This is a genomic window from Allocoleopsis sp., from assembly GCF_036703385.1.
Taxonomy (GTDB): domain Bacteria; phylum Cyanobacteriota; class Cyanobacteriia; order Cyanobacteriales; family Coleofasciculaceae; genus Allocoleopsis.
On record NZ_DATNPA010000675.1, the window covers coordinates 1 to 19297 of the forward strand.

The following is a 19297-nucleotide window of genomic DNA, read 5'->3' on the forward strand; positions in this document are numbered from 1 at the left end:
CGAGCCGTGTGGCACTCTAATCAGCACATAGGAGGGCAAAAAACCGAGCCACCGAATACAGCTCAGCCAACGTTTGAAATTGATACTGGTGAAACCGAAGAATGCCCGGAATTAGCAGACGTAATTCAGCGCGTGATTACCGCAGAAACGGATAACTTTTTGGAATTAGCCAGAATGGCAGATCTTAATCCGTTGGTCGATTTTTCCGGTGCAAAACTGTTAGGTGTCAATCTGAGTGGTTTGGATTTGAGCGGAGCAAATCTGCGCCGCGCCTATCTCCGGGGTGCGGACTTGAGCGATACCGATTTGAGTGGTACAGATTTGCAGGGCGCTACTTTCGGTGGTGCCGATCTCAGTGGTGCTTATTTGAGTGACGCCGATTTGAGTCATACTGATTTTCACCGAGCCAGTTTGGCGTTGGCGAATCTCAGTAGTGCAAATCTTAGTAGTACGAATCTTAGTGAAGCGAACTTCAGCAGTGCCAACTTAAGTGATACTAACCTGACAAATGCAAATCTCACTCAGGCTGACCTCCATCGGGCTAGTTTGATGTTAGCCAATTTGAGTGGTACAACGTGGTTGAAGAGCCGTGTAGAAGAGGCCCGCTTTAGCAAAAATTCAGGACTTTCTGAAGAATGGAAATTGGACTTGAAGCAACGGGGGGCCATTTTTGAGGACTGAGGTGCCTTGAGCAGAGGGCGTCCTTTAAGGCGTTATACCCAATCCGCCTGTATCTATCCCTTCTATTTGTTGAGTTCAATGAGTTCTGTTTTGGAGCGAACTGGAGTGCCTGGAGTAGTAGCCAGCGGCAAGCCGCAACGCCTCTACTTTCCCAACACGGGCATTTCTCTTAATGTTTGGCAAATGCATCTTTCATTTTTAAGGCTGGCTTTTCGATCAAGTGCCAGGACGCCGCCGCTAAGGGCAGGGTAAAGGCTAGAGAGAGCAGGAAGTAGATAAACCATCCTCCTTGATTCAGGTGATAAGCTGCAATGGTTTGCTGCACAGGAAAGGCGTAGATATACAGTCCATAGCTGTAATCTCTGGTTTTTCCAATCGTTGGAAAAGGTAGTACAGCTGCTAGCCAAAAGAGTAAATAAACCGTAGTTAAAGGGGATACCAGAGGATAGAATCCACCTATTAACGCTATGGCTGCGATCGCAAAAGCGACGAAAGCTAATGTTCGATTTAAAGGAGGCTGCCAGAAATAGAAAACTGCACCCGCTAAAAAGTGAGCAGGAAGCCTGATAGATGCAACCATACGGAGATCAGGATGCTGACGAAAATAGAAGAGATAACCTACCCACACCAATACCAATAGACCTAAAGTAATGTTTTTTCTCAACAATCCTAGTAATCCGAGTAACCCAATAATCATATAAACTCTAAACTCAGGTTCTAAAGTCCAGAGTGAGCCATTTATCGCATCCGGCATAGGATTATGACTGAACAAGGGTGGAATACTAGATGCTCCTTTAACTAAAAAAACCTTGTCCTGGATGTGCCCTAGATCGACCAGCCAACCCCAAAATAACGCTAGCCAAGCACCAATAGTAATGATACATAAATTACTAGCGGGTCCGAGGAAGTTATACAAGATATAATTGACGCTTGGAGCTACACCAAACATCAGTGGAAGACCAAGACCAATCACCACTAGATATACCCAATAAGCGGGAAATAGGCGAAGTACCCGGTGCCATAAAAACTGAGGCAACGATTTTAGTCTCAGATAGCTAGACGTAATCAGATAGCCGCTAAGGGCAAAAAAACCGTCTACTGCGAACGCTCCACTACTGTATAAATCGTGACTGAGATGATAGATGGGATCATTCCCAAATCCACCTAGCTCAAAAGCATGAGCAAAAATCACAGCTAAGGCTAGAACTAAGCGTAGAAATCCGATACTGTTGCGCCGAGGGTCGAAAACGATTTCGTGACGCTTCACAGCAGGAAGATTTTGGAAAATTTGCATGGTAACGGAGTAGTAGAGTTTTAGATGGCGAAATTCCCCCTCTAGCTTGCCAGCCAAAGTTCTATTTCGCCCATTGATTTACTCCCAGAAAGTGTTCTGAGGAAAGACTTGGAAAGTTAGCGCTAGAGTGGCGATCGCATAACTTTTCAACAGTGAACAGTTGGTCAGAAGCTCACACAAAGGCGGGAGTAATAATCCCCCACCTAGGAAAGGTGGTAGGTATTATGTTGGGGTTCAATCCCCACAATTTCTGGGTCATTATAATGAATACCTAAGTTTTCCTAACAAAGGGAATTGTTGGAATCGAACCGAAGGTTTCGGTGTAATCTTTATGAGCGCTCTGTAAAAGTTTCCTGAGTTTTGGGCTGGGCTAATTTTATTTAAACAGAATTTTCGCACTCATCTGAGTAATGAGTGTTGGCTGCGGCTACTCATGAATTGCTAGCAGTAGAACTTACCACCCTAGTAGTTGCAATTTATGCCCTAAGTCTAATATACCAGTGTATCTTTATGAGGTACAAGGTTATCAAGAACAGTACAAGACCTTCCATGAGTTTCCGCTCAGAACAAGGAACCCGCGTAAGGTTCCCAACGGCATATTTGGTTCCAATCACCCTTGAGCAACCTTCAGTTCCTCAGTCAGCGCTGGTTCAGTAGGGGGTGACACCTCTTGAAGGTATCGGAAATAATAGAGCTAATGCTGTCGGTTTTGCCCAACAGCGAGTCAGCTCGAACTAAGGGAACACAATAAACGTTTACGACAATAGCAGTAAAGATGGAGCGTCGCGTCGCCGACTACTTTGAGACCGTTCATGCTGATGCTGTCGCGGCTAGGGAACTACTTTGATCAAGCATCACCTCATTAAAACTAACTTCGGGTGTCGCTGCACAATCTGCCGCTGGCAATGGCGCAGTATTCCAACAAGTCAATGTCCAGGTGTACCCCGCTTCGCCCGGTGGAGTGACGTACCTACCTATCTTAAGACCCTAGACCAACTCAGTAAGGTGGGACTCAAACCCAGAGACAAAGGTGACCCATCTGCGTGCTTACAACCGAAAGAGGGCAAGGCTCCTCGTTATTGGCTCTACGATCAACGCCAAGCTGTACCTTTGCACAAGCGAATCTCGGTGGTTGGAGAATCGATTCAGCAACAAAGAGCGATCGCAGCTAAGGCGAGACAACTGTGGGAAAAAGGAGAAATTTATACAGAGCTTCATCGAGGCGTGGTGATTGAAGCGATCCCCCAGGTTTTAGAAAAATTTATCCGCTTCAAAGCGCGGGCAAAACTGAGGGGTATCCCTGGTAAGTTTAGTGCCGCCGGCATCGAAGCCAACGTTAACCTACCCACCCATCTCGAAGCTGTAGAACACGCCAAGCGATTTATCGATCAAATTCTGGATACTGGAATCCCCAATAATATCCCAGCCCGAAAAAATCTTCACGCCTATCTTGAGGCATGGGGAGGGTGTTTTATCCGACTCGATGAATCAGGATCAGGGTTCTATCTTCGCGTCAGTTGCGAACCAGAAGAAAAGCAACAACCAAAACAGGAGAAAATCTCCATACCCACCTTTTTTTCTATGGATGGAGAATGGTGGGAGGTTTTAGGTGTCAAACCGGATGCGAGTCAAGTGGAGGTGAAAAAGGCTTACCGACGCTTAGCAGGGCTATTTCACCCAGATATTAATAAGAGTGAAGAAGCTCACGACAGAACTGTGGCACTCAACCGCGCTTATGAGCAATATCGGGAATTAGTCAGAACAGTCGCCCAAAAAACATAGAGCCAGTTTTTACCTGAAGCACTGATGAGAGCGATCGCTCAAAGGGCATCGGCAAAGCCGTTCGCACTCCATTACAGGATGTCATGATAAGGGATAGACTCTATCGACTGGGAGAAAAGACAACGGTTTACACACGTCCTTTAGCTCGTCTCATCGAGCAACTCCAACGCTTGCCTGGAGTTGGGCCAAAAACCGCCCAACGGCTGGCGCTGCATATCCTGAAGCGCTCAGAGGAAGAAGTACAGGCATTGGCTCAAGCCTTAGTTGAGGCAAAAAAACAAGTGGGTTTATGTCAGGTATGCTTTCACCTCTCGGCTGAACCCACCTGCGAAATCTGCCGCAACGCCAACCGGGACAACACCACTATCTGTGTTGTCGCGGACTCCCGAGATGTGATAGCTCTCGAAAAAACGCGGGAATATCGAGGAAAATATCATGTCCTCGGCGGCGTCATCTCGCCAATGGACGGAATTGGTCCTGATCAGCTGCATATTCAGCAATTGGTGCGCCGAGTCAGCCAAAAGGGTATTCAAGAGGTGATTTTGGCAATCAGTCCTAGCGTGGAAGGTGAGACAACCACGCTATATGTCGGTCAACTGCTGAAGCCGTTTACCAAGGTAACTCGAATTGCTTTCGGTTTACCTGTGGGCGGAGATTTAGAGTATGCTGACGAGGTCACGTTAGCACGAGCCTTAGAAGGACGACGTGAGCTGGATTAGGAAGCTAAAAAAAGGATGAAGGATGAACTGGAAAAACCTGCTTTCATCCTTCACACTTTACACTTCATACTTTCAGGCTACTTTAACTTTTGTTTGATGAACGCCATAATCTGAGCTAGCTGTTTCTTCAAACCATCAATTTCAGCCTGCATTTTGGCAACTTTGGCGTTAAGCGCTTCAATCTCGGCGGCTGAAGCGGAAGCTCCGTCAGCCGTAGCTGAACCGGCGGCTGCCGTCGGTTGCGGCTCGCGAGGTTTTTTCGCCTTGCCCATTGCTTCCTTGATGGCATCAACCAACTGCTTCTTCTCAAACGGCTTTTCAACAAAAGCAAAATACTCAAAGGGTTCTTGGATTTTCTCCGTGACTTCTTCCTTACGACCCGACATTAATACCAAAGGAATTGTCTGGAGTTCACTGGTACTTTGAATATGCTGAAACACTTCCCAACCACTCATTTTAGGGAGAAGAAAATCTAACATGATTAGGTTAGGATGTTCCTGGCGAATTAAATTCAGCCCCTCTAAACCATCCTTCGCTTCCATAACTTCAATATTACCCGATGGTAACATTTCTCTTACACGCATCCGGATGACTTTGCTGTCGTCAATTACCAGGATTTTCTGAGTTGCCACGACTGACTCCTTTGGAGAGGTAACTTTAAGAACACTACAGTTTTCAAAAAGCAGATGCTACTGACTCGAGATGAATAATTAAATCTGGAGTCAAAGCTTAGCTGCTGTGAACGCCGCCAGTTCATAATTTGTGGTGTAGCGCCAGTGTGTCTCGCTCTGAGCTTCAAGTTACTTCCTACCCAGCCAAGATCAACCAGCGACATGTATGCACAACAGACGTATTTTTGTCTGTTTACTGTGATACAACGGCTAAGACGGCACCCTCAACTTTTTGCCATTTTAAGCCCAAACTCAAAAGCAAGCGTGTGCCTGATTCTAGATTAATCTGGTCTGACTGCGAAGAGCAAAAAAACTCAGTCATGCAAGAGCGAGACTAGATGCTTTAACATTTGTATCATTGTCGTGACTCAAACAAGCTTGCCATGCATCCCAACAACTGGATAGCTTAAGTGAAGACTTATGGATTTGCTGACCCCAACTGACCCGTCTGTGACAATACTGCCCGATCGCGACCAGTGGCGGAAAGATATTGAGGCGATGCCTCCCTGGTTGCGTCGCCCCATCGGCAAAGTGAGCGAGATTTCAACGGTACAGCGCATCATTAAGCAGCGAAAAATCCACACGATTTGCGAGGAGGGGCGCTGTCCTAACCGAGGTGAGTGCTACTCCCAGAGGACAGCAACGTTTTTGCTGATGGGGCCCACTTGTACCCGATCCTGTGCCTTCTGTCAGGTGGACAAGGGGCACGCGCCCATGCCTCTTGACCCAGAGGAACCCCAAAAGGTTGCTGAAGCCGTCAATTTATTGGATTTGCGGTATGTGGTGCTCACCTCAGTGGCGCGAGATGATTTGCCCGATCAAGGTGCGGGTTGGTTTGTGGCGACGATGAACGCGATTCGTCAACTGAACCCAGAAACGGCGATTGAGGTGCTGACTGCCGATTTTTGGGGCGGTAGGGGTGAAGGTAATTCGACTCCAGCGGAGCTACAACACCAACGGGTAGGCAGGGTGGTTGAGGCTCATCCAGCTTGTTATAACCACAATCTTGAAACCGTGCGACGGCTACAGGGGCGGGTGCGTAGGGGGGCTCAGTATGAGCGATCGCTCGATGTTCTCCGCCTCGTCAAATCCCACAATCCCACAATCCCCACCAAGTCAGGATTAATGCTGGGACATGGTGAAACCCAAGCGGAGGTGCTTGAGGCGCTGGTGGATTTGCGGAACGCGGGATGCGATCGCCTCACCCTAGGCCAATATATGCGCCCCTCCCTTCAACACTTACCCGTGCAAAAATACTGGACGCCTGAAGAATTTGACGAGTTGGGAGCGATCGCACGAGACTTAGGGTTCGCGCATGTCCACTCGGGCCCCCTTGTCCGCAGTTCTTATCACGCAAGCCAGCAGATTTAAGGGCAAATATTAAGAATATTTACGATTTAAGGGGGACTTAATTGCCAATAATCCCTCTATCAAGCTGAAGAAAGCTCCCTCTTTCTGTGGTAACTTTTATGAGAGTCACCCAGTACTTTATTATTTTTTCACAAAATCTTTCAGAACAGGAGAAAACAGTATGACGGCTGGTAACAAGAAATATGAAGCCCCCGTTCCTAATTCTGGCGGTAAGTTCCCCTACCCATTTCGGGCAGGATGGGCTTTGTTCCTTTTAGCGATCAACTTCCTAGTTGCAGCGTATTATTTTCATATCATTGAGTAGTAACCGCTACCTAGCCTAAACAGGATTTACGCACTTGGTCTCTCCTCTAGGTCATGTTGTTATCTGACCTCCTAGCTTGGGAAAAGAAATTCTTGTCTCACTTTGGGAGAGGAAGAGAGTAGTGCGTAAGTCCTATGTTATTGGCTTTTAAGGTTGAGGGCATATTCTCGAAAACGTTCTAGGTCAGCTTGGATTGTAGACTCCACAACACGACCCAAAAACAGATTATCCATCAACTGACCCAGGAAGCCGGGAATGGCGTAAGCCACACTGAGCTTAACAATACTGCTGCCGTGGCGATCGTAGAAGCGAACCGCACCTCGATTCGGTAAACCATCCACCGATTCCCACTGAATAATCTGGTTTGGTACTAATTTCAAAATTCGGGAAAGCCAGCTAAATTCCAAGCCGCCAGTCGCCAGTTTCCATCGGGATAACTCAGGATTGTCTTCGAGGACATGGACGGAGTCAATCCACTTCATCCATCGAGGCATTTGCTCTAAATCAGACCAGAGGTTCCAGGACAATTCAATGGGAATGTCAACCTCAACCTGTACACTGTGTTCTAGCCAATCGGACATGCGTTTTTGGATTGTGGATTGTGGATTTGGGAGGGGTTTGAAGGGTTAAAGGTTAGAAGGTTGAAGGTTGAAGGTTGGAAGTTTTAACCTGCAACTTGCTAACTTGTTAACCTGCAACCCTGCTTCGGGTTGGGGACTCTGGCAGATCAACCTGTTGTTACAGGGGTTCGCTCTACCAGTTCTTTAGCATTTTCCAGAATGGCTTTTGCGGCCTGACGCCCCGATAACGTGGCTCCTTCCATACTATCGATGTAGTCTTGCTGGGTATAACTTCCGGCAAGGAAAAAATTGTTGATGGGTGTTTTTTGCGGGGGACGATAGGGGTCCATGCCAGGAGCTTCACGGTAGAGAGACTGAGCCAGCTTGACGACGCTGTACCAAGTCATGTTCAGTTCTCGCGAAGAGGGGAATAGTTCATGGACTTGCTTGAGAACGTGTTGTGCGATCGCTTCATTATTTTGCCGGATAAAGGGGTCTCCCGGAGTAAGCACCAATTGCAACAGTGAACCTTCACCCTGTTTGTAATAATTACCAGGACTAGTTAAGGCTAAGTCCGCAAAGCAGGAGAAGTCAGCATCCGGGGTATAGAGCAAATTATCAATTCCTGCGGCTTCTGTAAGTTGCTGGCGCTTCTCGGCGTCGTGTAACTCGGTTACCCAACCGTCAAATCTTAGCTGTACGGTAGCTACGGGGATGGTATCCAGCTTGTAGATATTGTCAAACTCCGACCATTTACGCCAAGCTTCAGGTAGCACGCGCTGCACACCAGGGACATCCGTGGCACAGACGTAAGCATCTGCCAGGATCGTTTCTTCGGTTTCGCCTTTAGCAACGACTAATCCGGTAACTTTGGTTCGTCCATCCACCTCGGTAAACAGAATTTCCCGCACTCGACGCCTGGTGTGAATTTTTCCGCCTCGCGCCTCTAAGTACTTAACAATCGGCTGATGGAGATACTCATCGGGAGAACCTTCCAGCATTCGCAGCACCGAAGCTTCTGTTTTTGATGCGAAAAACTGGAAAATTGTCAACATACAACGGGCGGAAATATTCTCGGTGTCGATGAAACCCAAAGCGTAGGCGATCGGATTCCACATCCGCTTTAAGCTGCCGTCATTTCCACCATGTTTTCGGAACCAATCGGCAAAGCTGATTTTATCTAAATCGCGAATGGTTTTCATCGCGCCGTCGAAATCCACCAAACCGCGAACGATGGGACTGGTACCCAGTGCCAGGGAGTTTTGCAGCTTATCCTGTAGGGAGAGCTGGGAGGTAGTGAAAAAGGCTTTCAGCCCGTTGAAGGGCGCACCCGTAATGAAACGGAAATCTAACGCCCCCGTGCGTCCCCCTTTGTTGATAAAGACGTGGGTATGCTCCTTGAGGCGCAGGTTGTCGATCGCCCCGACCTTCTTCATCAAGTCAAATAGCTGGTAATAGCAGCCAAAAAAGACGTGCAACCCCATTTCCACATGGTTGCCGTCAGCATCTACCCAACTGCCCACTTTTCCTCCCACGAAGGGACGGGACTCAAAAATTTCGACTTCATGTCCGGCATCGACTAACTCTACTGCCGTCGCCATCCCGGCGAGTCCCGCTCCAACAATTGCAACGCGCATTCAGCCTTTCCCTTTCAGTTTCTTTACTTATCTTAAAAGAAGATTTGCCCGGAAATGGACTAGAAAGGGATTGAGTCAAGCTAACTTATCCGGGTCCTCAGGTTCTAAGGTTTCCGGGAATACCTCAGGAGAGAACAGCTCCCACAAGGATTGGAAGTAGGGCATAAATAGTGCTTGTTGTTGTGGCGTCAATCGGGTTTGAAGTTCGTTGCCTAATAAGTGGAGCATTTGCCGCACCAGTTCCCAGCGCACTTTTAAGGGTGGGTACAGCATGACGCACAAGGGGAAAAGCTCTTGTTGGATAGCGGCAATGCTATTTTCCAGGACACAAATCCATAGGTAAACCTGAAACATTTCAACATCTCGGATACTGGAAACCCTTACAGTTGAATCGTTTAATAAGCCACTGTGACAACAATAGTTAGGATACAGCTCAATGATGCGTGAGGCGATTTTCCGAGCTATTTCGCTGCTAGGGGGTATGAGTTTGCGTATGCTTTCTAAGACGGGAGAATGGTAATCATAGTGGGCGGAGATGTCATAGAAGCGCTGCAAGGGTATGTATAGATGATCGTCAATTACTTTGAAATAATCACTCAAAATTTCCCGCTCAGGCGGGGAAAGGGGTTCTAGAAGCAACTGTCCACAGTAGTGGAATTGCATACTGACAAAGCCAATCACTCTCGGATCGATGGCTGTGTATTTTTCTCGGATGCTGCCTATATCAGGGGAAATAAAGACACAAAGGCGTTGCGGCGTTAGCTGTTCGGCATAAGCGGATAGGGCTTGCTCATAGATATGGTAGGCATCTCGTGCAATTTCATAAGGATCAATCAACTTATAATTAATGCCGTGTCGCTTAACTTCTTGGGAAAGTAGGGCTTCGGTTTTTGCCCAAGCTTGGAGGTTAATGGAACGAATGGATTGGAGTAGTTGCTGCGCGATGAGCGATCGCGTCTTTGGAGCGCCAGTTTCCCAGCTTTCTTCGGGATCGATTAGTCTCTGAAGATACTTTTTCGCCCATTGTTTGGCAAGGGATGTCGCAGAATTATTCTCTGTCATCTCCCAGCCTTGCAGCCTAGGATTTGGCGTGATGTCACCCATGAAGCCCCTTTAAGTTTTTTGGACGATCATTAATTATTGTTTCGCTGACCAGTATAAGGCTCGCTGGAATTGGAGAGTGTGACCTCGCACACAAGAAATGCCTAGAAGCAGACTACTCTATGACCACAAAGCCTCTTGACTCAGGCACTCACTCCATTCAGCTCACCCTTTTGCGATCGCTTCGCCCCAGACGATGAGTTAGCCGGTGATTGAGTGAGGACATGCGACGCAAACAGTTGCTCGTTCTATGTATGCCCAACAGGAATAAACTAGAGATATAGCACTCAACCTATTGGTACCTCGCTCAGCACATTCCCAAGTTTTTGCATAAGCTCCCTGCCGCTGAGAGATATGGAGAACTGAGCGAACATTCTGCTCAGAGTGCTACTGGAGGGTTTGCCATGCATCCTCATTTTAGATTCCTCGGTTTTACTACAACAACGCTACTACTCTCCCTAATTTTCTGGCAATTACCTCTTTTGTTGCGTCGTTCATCTGGGATAGCGCAAGCTCAAGATGTAATGGCAACGTTACCTGACGGCAACTATCAATTTTGTAGCCAACCAGAGACAAAAGACTCACCCTTGGGATCAGGAGTTTGCTTTTGGTTCCGTAAAGTCAACAATCGTGTGGTTGGAGGCTACGGCTACCCTCAATCCGATGACTCTATTTGTGTTAGTGGTGAAGTTCAGGAAAATCTGGCTACAGGTGAAGCTCTAGCCGTATCATGGCCGGGTAGTCCTTGGGAGAATATCCCTCAATCTCCAGCGGATTGGGATGAAGAAGGTCGATTAAAAGTTAGTCAAGGAAGTATTATTCATACCTCCAACAGCGAAGATGGGCGTATTGATTGGATTCAGTTTCGCAGTACGGCGCTAAATCTCAATGGATTTTATCGTTATACCAAAGTTGGTATAAGTGAAGACAAAATTCCTGCAAGCTGTTCGGTGAAAGATATTACGAAAACATGGCAAATAGGAAATAGATAAGCTTATCTATCCTTGTGTACTTGAATTTTGTAGCTTACAAATTGCTTTGAGAATTTGTAATAACTGGATAGCACTTTCAGAATCCATCAAGTTCAAAAGTGGCATCTGTTGATAGGTTGCAGGATTCCCCTGCCGAATTAAGACTAAGCGATAATCCGTGCCATTTGTCGTCAGTCCCCAGGCTAATTCCTGTCGCTCTAGGCTTTGATGAGCGTAGGTAAGTAGTTGCGGTAAACCCTCAAAGGAGTTGATTGAACTGTTTTTAGCTTCAATAACTAGGAGCCAAAAGGCAACATCAGTTGTAGTCGGTTGCTCCTTGTTGACGGCTAAGATGTCAAATCGCCCCGTAATTTTTGTGTCTTCATCTTCAACAACAATCTCGTCAATGTCTTGTTCGAGGCTGATTTTGATGGGGGAGTGAAAGAATCCAGCCAGCCGCAGTAGGGGGCTAATGACTAATAATTTGATTTGCCCTTCTAAAACTTTGCCATCGATTAAGTAATCGCGAAAGTCATTCCGGATTTGTGCTAGTTCCTGCTGTTCAAACTCTGTTAGAGGTTCCAGGGATAATAAAGACGTAAATGAGCCATTGAGCTGTTCTTCAAAATTCAGAAGCTGATGAACTTGCTTCAGAGTGAGTTTTTTAGCGATGAGAGTTGTCATGAGTTGTCGTTGTTAGAAGTATTAGAGGTTTTAGCGTTCCTCGTTACCCCCAATCATCTCCTCAACTCTATTTTGCAACAACCGCACGCTGAGGTTGATTTTTTTCTCATAATCTTGTGTGTAGGGCTATCTGCGATCGCACGAGAGTTGCAACTGTCATCGCTTGCCTTGAGATGCTCTCCGTTTATTGCCGCAGGGAACGGTGCCTTAAAGCATTGGAGTTCTCTCAACAAGCATTTAGCCATTTAATGGCGATCGCCTCAGATTACTGAATCAATGCTCAGCACGAGTTAAACACAACATTAGATTATCCTGAATATTGTCCCCCCCAGCGCTCCCATATTCAACAGGTCTAATATCAGCTACAATATCCTCTTTTTTTAAGTCAGCCAACAAATTCTCTGCATATTCATGGAATTTACCGTCAATATAGAGCATTGGGAATATTCTAACTTCTCCTTTACAAACCCGTATCAATTCTATAACACTTCTCAAATGAAATTGATAATCTAGCGTTTCCAGATTAGGTATAAATAATTTAGTATAGACAAAAAGAAAATTGCCACTTAAAACTAAATCAAACGTTTTATCTTCAAATGGTAAATTCGGAAGTTTTGCTTGAATATAACGCTTTTCAGATTTCCCTACTGGATAATCGGCTAAGAATTTTTGCAACGCAGACGTTGCATAGTTTTTCATATCATCTACCGATGTATAAAATTTCTGGCTGATTGGAAGAGAGGATGATGTCAAAAAGTCTATAATTGTATTGATATCTTGATCTCCGGATTCCAGTAAAGTTTCTAATTGATCAGTATAAAGAGGGTCACATCCTACAACATCTAGGTCTAGTTCGTTGGCTTCTGCCACAAAAGAAGCGGGGCCTGAGGGACAGTCTAATATTTTACATCCTTTCCATAAGGATAAGTCAAGGTCGAACATTTTTAGATACTCTTGTAGAGTACGACCGTAAAATAGAACTTTGCTCGTTAGATTAATGTTTGGCTTGTCGGTTTCATCGTTCATGACTTATCAATTGTATATAGTTTAAGTTCAGAGTCGCTCTACATAATCTGATTGTAACCACTTCCTAGTGATCAGCAATAGATGAATTAGTAATGGATTATTCAGTAAATTGATTTTCTAGGTTTTTGTCTTGTACAGCGTGGAATCAAGAGCATGAACAAACAAATTGCTTTTCTCGGACTCGGCGTTATGGGTGGCTATATGGCGGCGAATTTGGCACGAGGCGGTTACTCGGTTAAAGCTTGGAATCGCACCCCTTATCGTCCCGGCGTAGAAGTAGCAGCAAATGGGGGTGCAAACGTAGTGTTATCCATTCGCGAAGCCGTTGAGACAGCAGATATCATTTTTTCTTGCGTTGGAGACGTTCCTGATATTGAAGAAGTCATCCTCGGCACTGGAGGAGTTACTGCATTTGCTAAACCGGGTGCTTTAGTGATTGATACCAGTACCATTGGCCCGGATGCGGCACGAAAGATAGGAAGTGAACTCAAAAAACACAACCTCCGCTTCCTCGATGCCCCAATTTCGGGTGGAGATATCGGGGCGAAAAATGGCACCCTAACGATTATGGTTGGCGGTGAACCCACGGATTTTGAGGAGAGTAAGCCCGTTTTGGAAGTTCTGGGTAAAACCATTCGTCTGTGTGGGCCAGTGGGTAGCGGTCAGGCGGTAAAACTGTGCAACCAAGTGCTTTGTGCCCTTCACATGGTCGGTTTATGCGAGGCAATGCAGCTAGCCGAACAACAAGGAATTGACCCTAACTTAGTGGTAGAAGTGTGTAGTACAGGTGCGGCTGGGTCGTGGGCACTTTCTAACTTGGGGCCGAAAATCATCGAGTCAGATTTCCGACCGGCTTTCATGATTAAGCACATCCTTAAAGATTTGAGATTGGTACAGGAAAGCCTCCAGGCATCAAGTCAAGAATTGCCTGGAGTTGAAATGAGCGATCGCTTATTTAAAATCGTTAAAGAACTCGATGACGGTATGGGTGGCGAACAGGGAACACAGGCAATGATTCGTGCTTACCGTGAGCAAACTCCGCCTTTGTAAAGATGTAGTTCTAGTTTGGCTCAGATCATCGTGAGCTGGGCAATGCTCATCTGTTTTGTCACGGTCTAGTCATCTCCAAGGTGATTCGGACAAAGCTACATCCTGAAACCTGGGTCAGCCAATCTTATCCCTTCTGCCGTCTGCCCTCTGCCTTTTGCCATACCTTCAACCCTTTAGCCAACAAACCCAATGCCGGAATCCCTCTTCACCACCGTCTCTAATTCCAATCCCGACTTCATACCCAATCGCCGCCCCCGTAAAGGCGTGATTGTGGGTGCAGGCCAAGTAGGAATGGCTTGTGCATACTCCATGCTGATTCAAAACACTTTAGAGGAAATAGTGATTGTTGATGTCAACACCGACAAGCTGGAAGGGGAAGTGATGGATCTGAATCACGGATTACCCTTTGTTGAGCCTACGATTATACGCTCAGGAACGTTAGCCGATGGTGAAGATGCCGATATCGTGATTATTACGGCTGGAGCCAAGCAGAAGCCAGGGGAAAGCCGTTTAGATCTGGTGCAGCGCAATTTAGAGATATTCAAAGGCTTAATTCCACAAGTCGTTAACTATTGTTCAAAAGCCATTTTGCTAATTGTCACTAACCCAGTAGACATCATGACTTATATCTCCCTCAAACTATCTGGGTTACCCACTGCCAGTGTAATTGGTTCGGGGACGGTGCTGGATACCGCTCGTTTTCGCTATCTTTTAGCTGAGAAGTTTCAGGTTGACCCTCGGAGTTTGCACGCCTATATCATTGGCGAACATGGTGATAGTGAAGTCCCTGTTTGGAGCAAAGTCAACATCTCAGGAATGCGCCTATTTGAGGACGAAGCAAACGATAGTCCGCTAGAAGACGCTGAAAACATCAAACCGATTTTTCAACAAGTCAAGAATGCTGCCTACGAGGTGATTCAGCGTAAAGGAGCAACCAGTTATGCCATTGGTTTAGGTGTTACCCAAATCGTCCAAGCCGTTTTACGCAATCAAAATCGAGTGCTGACTGTTAGTAGCCTGATTAATAGCTTTGAGGGAATTGAAGATGTTTGTCTGAGTCTACCTGCTGTTGTGAATCGTCAAGGTGTCAGCCGATTTTTGAATCTCACTCTGACTCCTACTGAAAAAGAGCAGCTCCAGAACTCTGCTAAAGTTTTGCGCCAAACGATGGAAAAACTCGACCTTTCACCCTAGTTTTGTGAGTTTTTTCATCAAAATCCTTCAGGATTACATCAAGTCTTTAATTTTTAAGAGCTATACTCCTGATAGATGCCATCTTAAGCTATGGCAGTTGCTGAGTGACTGAATTAGCCAGTAAATTTGTAGCTAGAGATAAATTAATTTCTGCTTGTTGCCTGCATCCTGGTACTTCTCTCGATCGCATCAGGTTTAGTGCTTCTCCCTCACCCATCCCATTTCCTCGCTCACAACTAGGGGAGTAGACAGCGCGTGAAATTCTTTGTAAAGCTTTTTAAACAAGCTTTGACAATTCTACCTTTTTTTGCATCAGTTCCAATTGGGGTTGCAGCGCTTCAAGCTATTCCATCGGCTCAAGCCCAATCCATTACACCCGCTGCCGACGGGACTAATACGGTCGTTACTCCCAACGGGAAGCAGATTAACATTTCAGGCGGTACCCCCTCCGGGGACGGTAGCAATCTGTTCCACAGTTTCCAGCAATTGGGACTGGATGCAGGGCAAGTGGCTAACTTTATTTCTAATCCCCAGATTCGTAATATTTTAGGTCGCGTAGTTGGTGGTAATCCCTCTTACATTAACGGACTCATCCAGGTGAGTGGCGGGAATTCCAACTTATACTTAATCAATCCCGCCGGGATCGTTTTTGGCGCTTCGGCTACTCTTAACGTTCCGGCTTCCTTTACAGCGACGACGGCTACCAGCATCGGTTTTGCTGGAAATAACAGATTCAATGTTTTTGGCAACAATGATTACCAAAACTTAGTGGGTACTCCTACTCAGTTTGCCTTTGATCTGTCTCAACCGGGAAGCGTTGTTAATACAGGCAATCTCGCCGTGCAACCCGGAGAGAACTTAATGTTACTAGGCGGCACAGTCCTTAATACGGGGTCATTGAGTGCCCCAGGCGGAAGTGTCACTCTTACGGCAGTGCCTGGTGGTAATCTGGTACGAATTAGTCAACCCGGCAGCCTCCTGAGTTTAGAAATTGAGCCGAGTCAAGTGACGGCACAAGCAGTACCCTTTAACCCGCTTGATTTACCCACACTACTGACTGGCACGGTGGGGAGTGAGTCAGCTGGATTGAAGGTTTCCCCAACCGGTTCAGTGCAATTAACAGCATCTGGAACGACGATTCCCAGTGAAGCAGGGACAACCATTGTTTCTGGCAGCGTTGATGCCTCAAACTCAGTGGTGGGACAAACTGGCGGAAGTGTCTTTGTTTTAGGCGACAAAGTGGGTTTATTCGGTGCCAACATCAACGCCTCTGGTGCTAATGGCGGTGGCACGGTACTGATTGGTGGGGACTATCGAGGTCAAGGGACAGTGCCGAATGCATCTCGCACCGTTGGCGATCGCAACACAACCATTCAAGCCGATGCCTTATCCACTGGGAATGGGGGGCGAGTCATCCTTTGGGGCGATCAGATAACGGGCTTTTCTGGCAACATTAGCGCCCGTGGCGGTCAAAATTCCGGGAACGGCGGGTTTGCAGAAGTATCCGGCAAACAAGACTTGATGTTTACGGGAAACGCTGATTTGAGTGCACCCAACGGGACGATGGGTAACTTACTCTTAGACCCAACCAATATCATTATCTCCAATGCTCCCTCTTCCCCTGGCGTTGATGCTCAACTAATTGCCACAGGTCAGATTTTACAAAATGATTTCTCACCTGACCCCGGAACCATCACCATTTCTCAAGCCACGCTGCAAAGTCTCCCTAATACGGCGAATGTTCTTTTAGAAGCTACTGATAACATCACCATTGGTACGCTAACCGGCAACCGATTGACCTTTGCTCCCGCCCCTTTTGACACTTCTATTGCTGGAACAATTGAGTTTAGAGCCGATGCCGATCGCAATGGGATTGGGTCTTTTTCAATGAATCCAACAGACACCATCCAAGCAATCGGGCGATCGCTCACCATATCGGGAGCGAGTATCACAACTGGAAATATCGACACGTCAAGGTTTGCCTTCGGCTATGGAGTGGGCGGTGCAATTAACCTCAATGCCACCAACGGCAGTGTTGTTACAGGCAATCTAACGACACTCACCGAGTTTACTCCTAATGGTTTGGGACTAGAGCCTCCGGTGAATAATGGGGGAGCCATTACGATTACTGCAACCAACGGCATTACGGTCGGCAATTTAGATACCCGTTCTCAGAGTGATACGGGTGCGGGCAATACCCTTAATGGCGGAAATGTTTCCCTTACGACGACCAACGGCAATATCACCGTAGGCGGAATTTCCACCCAATCCATCATTAACGCTGTCAATGGCAGTGCGGGAAATGGTGGGCAAATTGATATCCAGGCTCCCAATGGGAGTATTAACATCACCGGTAATCTAGTCTCCAGTTCAACTGGCGGAGCAACTGCCGGAAATGCTGGGAATGGTGGCAAAATCGCACTCACCGCTGGCACTGGCATCACCAGTACAGGTTCTTTACAATCTTATTCTGGTGCTATCTTTGGCAATTCGGGGAATGGTGGTGAGATTACCCTGAGTACCACCACCGGGAACATCAGCACCAGCTTCTTGGATTCCTATTCTCGCACTGGCAATGGGAGTTCTGGGAATGGCGGTGCGATCGCACTGACAGCAACCAACGGCGGCATTCAAACCGGCTATCTCAAATCCTATTCTGACTCGTTCAATGGCTCGGCTTTGGCGTCTTCTGGCGATGGGGGTGCCATTAACGTCACCGCTGCCAACACCATTACCGCAGGCGATTTGTTTTCTTATTCGGGCGCTAACCCAGGTAATGCGGGTAAAGGAAGTCCCATTACCCTCACCTCCACCAACGGCGACATTAATACAGGTAACGTCTACTCCTATTCCGGTGCGCTCAACCGCAATGCGAGTGATGGCGGTGCCATTACCTTTACAGCCAACAGCGGCACGATTAGAACCAACAATATCGATGCCCATTCGTTCGCGGTTTCAGGCATTGGCAAGGGTGGAGATATCAGCCTCACAGGTGGCATCGGGATTATCACAAGGCAAATTAACAATTTTCCGGCTTCCTTCGGTGCCCAACCTCAAAATAACGGTTATGGCAATATCACCTTAACCAGTGACGGAATTGACTTGTTGGGTGGCAACAACTCAGTTATCAGCAACGGTAGTCTTTTAATTCAGCCCTTCACGCCGAGTCAGAATATTGTTGTGGGTGGAGTGGGTGATCTGGGAGCGACGAGCGTAGATCTGAGTACAATCGAACTCAACACCTTGGCAAATGGCTTTAGCTCGATCACCATTGGCAGAGTTGACGGTAGCGGAACCATTACCCTGGGGGATAATTTCACCTTTCTTGACCCCGTAACCCTTCAAGCTCCCCTGGGTTCTGGCTCGATTAATACCAAGGGTTTGACCCTCAGGGGAGGAGACAATGCCACCATTACCCTGCTCGCAAACCAAGGGATTAAGACGGGCAATATTATCAATCGGGGTCGGGGAATTACAATCACCAGCACGAACGGCGAAATCGATACTACTGCCGGAACGCTCAACTCTAGCTCGATAACAGGTGAGGGAGGAGCGATCGCTCTTTCTGCCAATAACAACATTAATACGGCTGACATCAACACCCAGTCCAGCACAGGCATGGGCGGCAAACTGACCTTGAACAGCAATACAGGCAGTATCACGAGCAACAACCTCACCTCATCCGGTGCCACCACTGGAGGAAACATTCAACTGGATGCAAGCAGCCAAATTCGTGCTGGACAAATCAACTCTAGTGGAACTTCGGAGAAAGGGGGCAATGTCACTCTAAACTCATCCGGTGATTCTCAAGTGAACTGGATTAACGCCCAAGGGAAAACCCAAGGCGGAACCGTTGACATTACAACTCAAGGATTCTTCCGAGCGATCAATACGTTTACTAGTGCTAATGTCAAGGCCAGCATTTCCACGATCGCTGGTTCTAACGGCGGTTCCATTACTATCCGACATGGAGGAGGTGGTATTGTTCCGTTTATTGTCGGGGATGCTGCGAGCAACGGGACAGTCGGTGCCATTACCAGCGGCAGTTTTGCCATTGCACCGATGCAATCCTTTCTCTTCACCTATACACAGGGCAATATTCGCTTGATTAGCGTTAACCCACCCCCACCCAAGCCCGTTGAGCCACCCAAGCCCGTTGAGCCACCCAAACCCGTTGACCCACGCCCGAAACCCACTGTCCCCCCCACTCCAACCGTACCGTCTATCAATGCGGTTGACCTGACGCTTTCCC

18 protein-coding genes are annotated in these 19297 nt (G+C 47.1%); 10 read left to right on the forward strand and 8 right to left on the reverse strand.

From position 1 onward, the window contains the following. The first annotated feature begins 6 nt into the window (after positions 1-6). Positions 7-681 carry a pentapeptide repeat-containing protein gene (locus V6C93_RS31845; RefSeq protein WP_414644324.1) on the forward strand — a complete coding sequence of 225 codons (675 nt, stop codon included), beginning with the start codon at positions 7-9 and terminating at the stop codon, positions 679-681. A 169-nt stretch (positions 682-850) separates the two neighbouring features. Here the strand turns inward: V6C93_RS31845 and V6C93_RS31850 are convergent, their stop codons facing one another. Further along, positions 851-2032, reverse strand: coding sequence for an acyltransferase (locus V6C93_RS31850; protein ID WP_333480694.1), 1182 nt, complete (start codon positions 2030-2032; stop codon positions 851-853). Positions 2033-2818: 786 nt separating this feature from the next. Between V6C93_RS31850 and V6C93_RS31855 the strand changes: the two genes are divergently transcribed. Both V6C93_RS31855 and recR read left to right on the forward strand, forming a co-directional pair. Next, on the forward strand, positions 2819-3757 hold the full coding sequence (locus tag V6C93_RS31855; RefSeq protein WP_333480695.1) for a J domain-containing protein: 939 nt from the start codon (positions 2819-2821) through the stop codon (positions 3755-3757). A gap of 83 nt (positions 3758-3840) precedes the next feature. Beyond that, positions 3841-4476 (forward strand): recombination mediator RecR, encoded by a 636-nt coding sequence (gene recR, locus V6C93_RS31860; protein WP_333480696.1) that lies wholly within the window; start codon positions 3841-3843, stop codon positions 4474-4476. Positions 4477-4553: 77 nt separating this feature from the next. Here the strand turns inward: recR and V6C93_RS31865 are convergent, their stop codons facing one another. Further along, complete coding sequence (locus V6C93_RS31865; protein WP_333480697.1) at positions 4554-5108, reverse strand: response regulator; 555 nt, start codon at positions 5106-5108, stop codon at positions 4554-4556. 459 nt (positions 5109-5567) lie between these two features. Between V6C93_RS31865 and lipA the strand changes: the two genes are divergently transcribed. Beyond that, positions 5568-6518 (forward strand): lipoyl synthase, encoded by a 951-nt coding sequence (lipA, locus tag V6C93_RS31870; protein ID WP_333480698.1) that lies wholly within the window; start codon positions 5568-5570, stop codon positions 6516-6518. Between the two features lie 160 nt (positions 6519-6678). Next, positions 6679-6822 (forward strand): photosystem I protein PsaX, encoded by a 144-nt coding sequence (locus tag V6C93_RS31875; protein ID WP_333480699.1) that lies wholly within the window; start codon positions 6679-6681, stop codon positions 6820-6822. Positions 6823-6959: 137 nt separating this feature from the next. Here the strand turns inward: V6C93_RS31875 and V6C93_RS31880 are convergent, their stop codons facing one another. From V6C93_RS31880 to V6C93_RS31890, 3 genes are all read right to left on the reverse strand, one after another. Then, positions 6960-7403: an SRPBCC family protein gene (locus tag V6C93_RS31880; RefSeq protein ID WP_333480700.1), complete on the reverse strand. Its 444-nt coding sequence runs from the start codon at positions 7401-7403 to the stop codon at positions 6960-6962. 146 nt (positions 7404-7549) lie between these two features. Next, on the reverse strand, positions 7550-9019 hold the full coding sequence (zds, locus tag V6C93_RS31885) for a 9,9'-di-cis-zeta-carotene desaturase (protein WP_333480701.1): 1470 nt from the start codon (positions 9017-9019) through the stop codon (positions 7550-7552). A 75-nt stretch (positions 9020-9094) separates the two neighbouring features. Continuing rightward, entirely contained in the window at positions 9095-10123 is a 1029-nt protein-coding gene (locus tag V6C93_RS31890; RefSeq protein ID WP_333480702.1) for a hypothetical protein, read from the reverse strand. Between the two features lie 323 nt (positions 10124-10446). Between V6C93_RS31890 and V6C93_RS31895 the strand changes: the two genes are divergently transcribed. Then, the gene (locus V6C93_RS31895) at positions 10447-11112 is read left to right on the forward strand and encodes a hypothetical protein (protein WP_333480703.1); all 666 of its coding nucleotides are present in this window, start codon (positions 10447-10449) and stop codon (positions 11110-11112) included. Between the two features lie 6 nt (positions 11113-11118). On the opposite strand, the gene V6C93_RS31900 is transcribed toward V6C93_RS31895, so the two are convergent. Further along, positions 11119-11775, reverse strand: a complete 657-nt coding sequence (locus V6C93_RS31900) for a restriction endonuclease subunit R (RefSeq protein WP_333480704.1) — start codon at positions 11773-11775, stop codon at positions 11119-11121. 9 nt (positions 11776-11784) lie between these two features. On the opposite strand from V6C93_RS31900, the gene V6C93_RS31905 reads away from it, so the two are divergent. Continuing rightward, a complete protein-coding gene (locus tag V6C93_RS31905; RefSeq protein ID WP_333480705.1) occupies positions 11785-12024 on the forward strand; it encodes a hypothetical protein in 240 nt (79 codons plus the stop codon). A 24-nt stretch (positions 12025-12048) separates the two neighbouring features. On the opposite strand, the gene V6C93_RS31910 is transcribed toward V6C93_RS31905, so the two are convergent. Then, the gene (locus tag V6C93_RS31910; protein ID WP_333480706.1) at positions 12049-12801 is read right to left on the reverse strand and encodes a hypothetical protein; all 753 of its coding nucleotides are present in this window, start codon (positions 12799-12801) and stop codon (positions 12049-12051) included. A 153-nt stretch (positions 12802-12954) separates the two neighbouring features. Between V6C93_RS31910 and V6C93_RS31915 the strand changes: the two genes are divergently transcribed. Together V6C93_RS31915 and V6C93_RS31920 are read left to right on the forward strand one after the other, a co-directional pair. Beyond that, a complete protein-coding gene (locus V6C93_RS31915) occupies positions 12955-13851 on the forward strand; it encodes an NAD(P)-dependent oxidoreductase (protein WP_333480707.1) in 897 nt (298 codons plus the stop codon). A gap of 189 nt (positions 13852-14040) precedes the next feature. Continuing rightward, positions 14041-15045, forward strand: a complete 1005-nt coding sequence (locus tag V6C93_RS31920; protein ID WP_333480708.1) for an L-lactate dehydrogenase — start codon at positions 14041-14043, stop codon at positions 15043-15045. Between the two features lie 88 nt (positions 15046-15133). On the opposite strand, the gene V6C93_RS31925 is transcribed toward V6C93_RS31920, so the two are convergent. Continuing rightward, entirely contained in the window at positions 15134-15262 is a 129-nt protein-coding gene (locus V6C93_RS31925) for a hypothetical protein (RefSeq protein ID WP_333480709.1), read from the reverse strand. Positions 15263-15333: 71 nt separating this feature from the next. Between V6C93_RS31925 and V6C93_RS31930 the strand changes: the two genes are divergently transcribed. Continuing rightward, positions 15334-19297: filamentous hemagglutinin N-terminal domain-containing protein (locus tag V6C93_RS31930; RefSeq protein ID WP_333480710.1), on the forward strand; the 3964-nt coding region annotated here is incomplete at its 3' end.

Excerpts from the sequence above, each read along its gene's own strand:
- recR (WP_333480696.1), top strand. The coding sequence starts at position 3,841 with ATGATAAGGGATAGACTCTATCGACTGGGAGAAAAGACAACGGTTTAC.
- lipA (WP_333480698.1), top strand. The coding sequence starts at position 5,568 with ATGGATTTGCTGACCCCAACTGACCCGTCTGTGACAATACTGCCCGAT.
- V6C93_RS31875 (WP_333480699.1), top strand. The coding sequence starts at position 6,679 with ATGACGGCTGGTAACAAGAAATATGAAGCCCCCGTTCCTAATTCTGGC.
- V6C93_RS31880 (WP_333480700.1), bottom strand. The coding sequence starts at position 7,403 with ATGTCCGATTGGCTAGAACACAGTGTACAGGTTGAGGTTGACATTCCC.
- zds (WP_333480701.1), bottom strand. The coding sequence starts at position 9,019 with ATGCGCGTTGCAATTGTTGGAGCGGGACTCGCCGGGATGGCGACGGCA.
- V6C93_RS31890 (WP_333480702.1), bottom strand. The coding sequence starts at position 10,123 with ATGGGTGACATCACGCCAAATCCTAGGCTGCAAGGCTGGGAGATGACA.
- V6C93_RS31900 (WP_333480704.1), bottom strand. The coding sequence starts at position 11,775 with ATGACAACTCTCATCGCTAAAAAACTCACTCTGAAGCAAGTTCATCAG.
- V6C93_RS31910 (WP_333480706.1), bottom strand. The coding sequence starts at position 12,801 with ATGAACGATGAAACCGACAAGCCAAACATTAATCTAACGAGCAAAGTT.
- V6C93_RS31915 (WP_333480707.1), top strand. The coding sequence starts at position 12,955 with ATGAACAAACAAATTGCTTTTCTCGGACTCGGCGTTATGGGTGGCTAT.
- V6C93_RS31920 (WP_333480708.1), top strand. The coding sequence starts at position 14,041 with ATGCCGGAATCCCTCTTCACCACCGTCTCTAATTCCAATCCCGACTTC.
- V6C93_RS31925 (WP_333480709.1), bottom strand. The coding sequence starts at position 15,262 with ATGGGTGAGGGAGAAGCACTAAACCTGATGCGATCGAGAGAAGTACCA.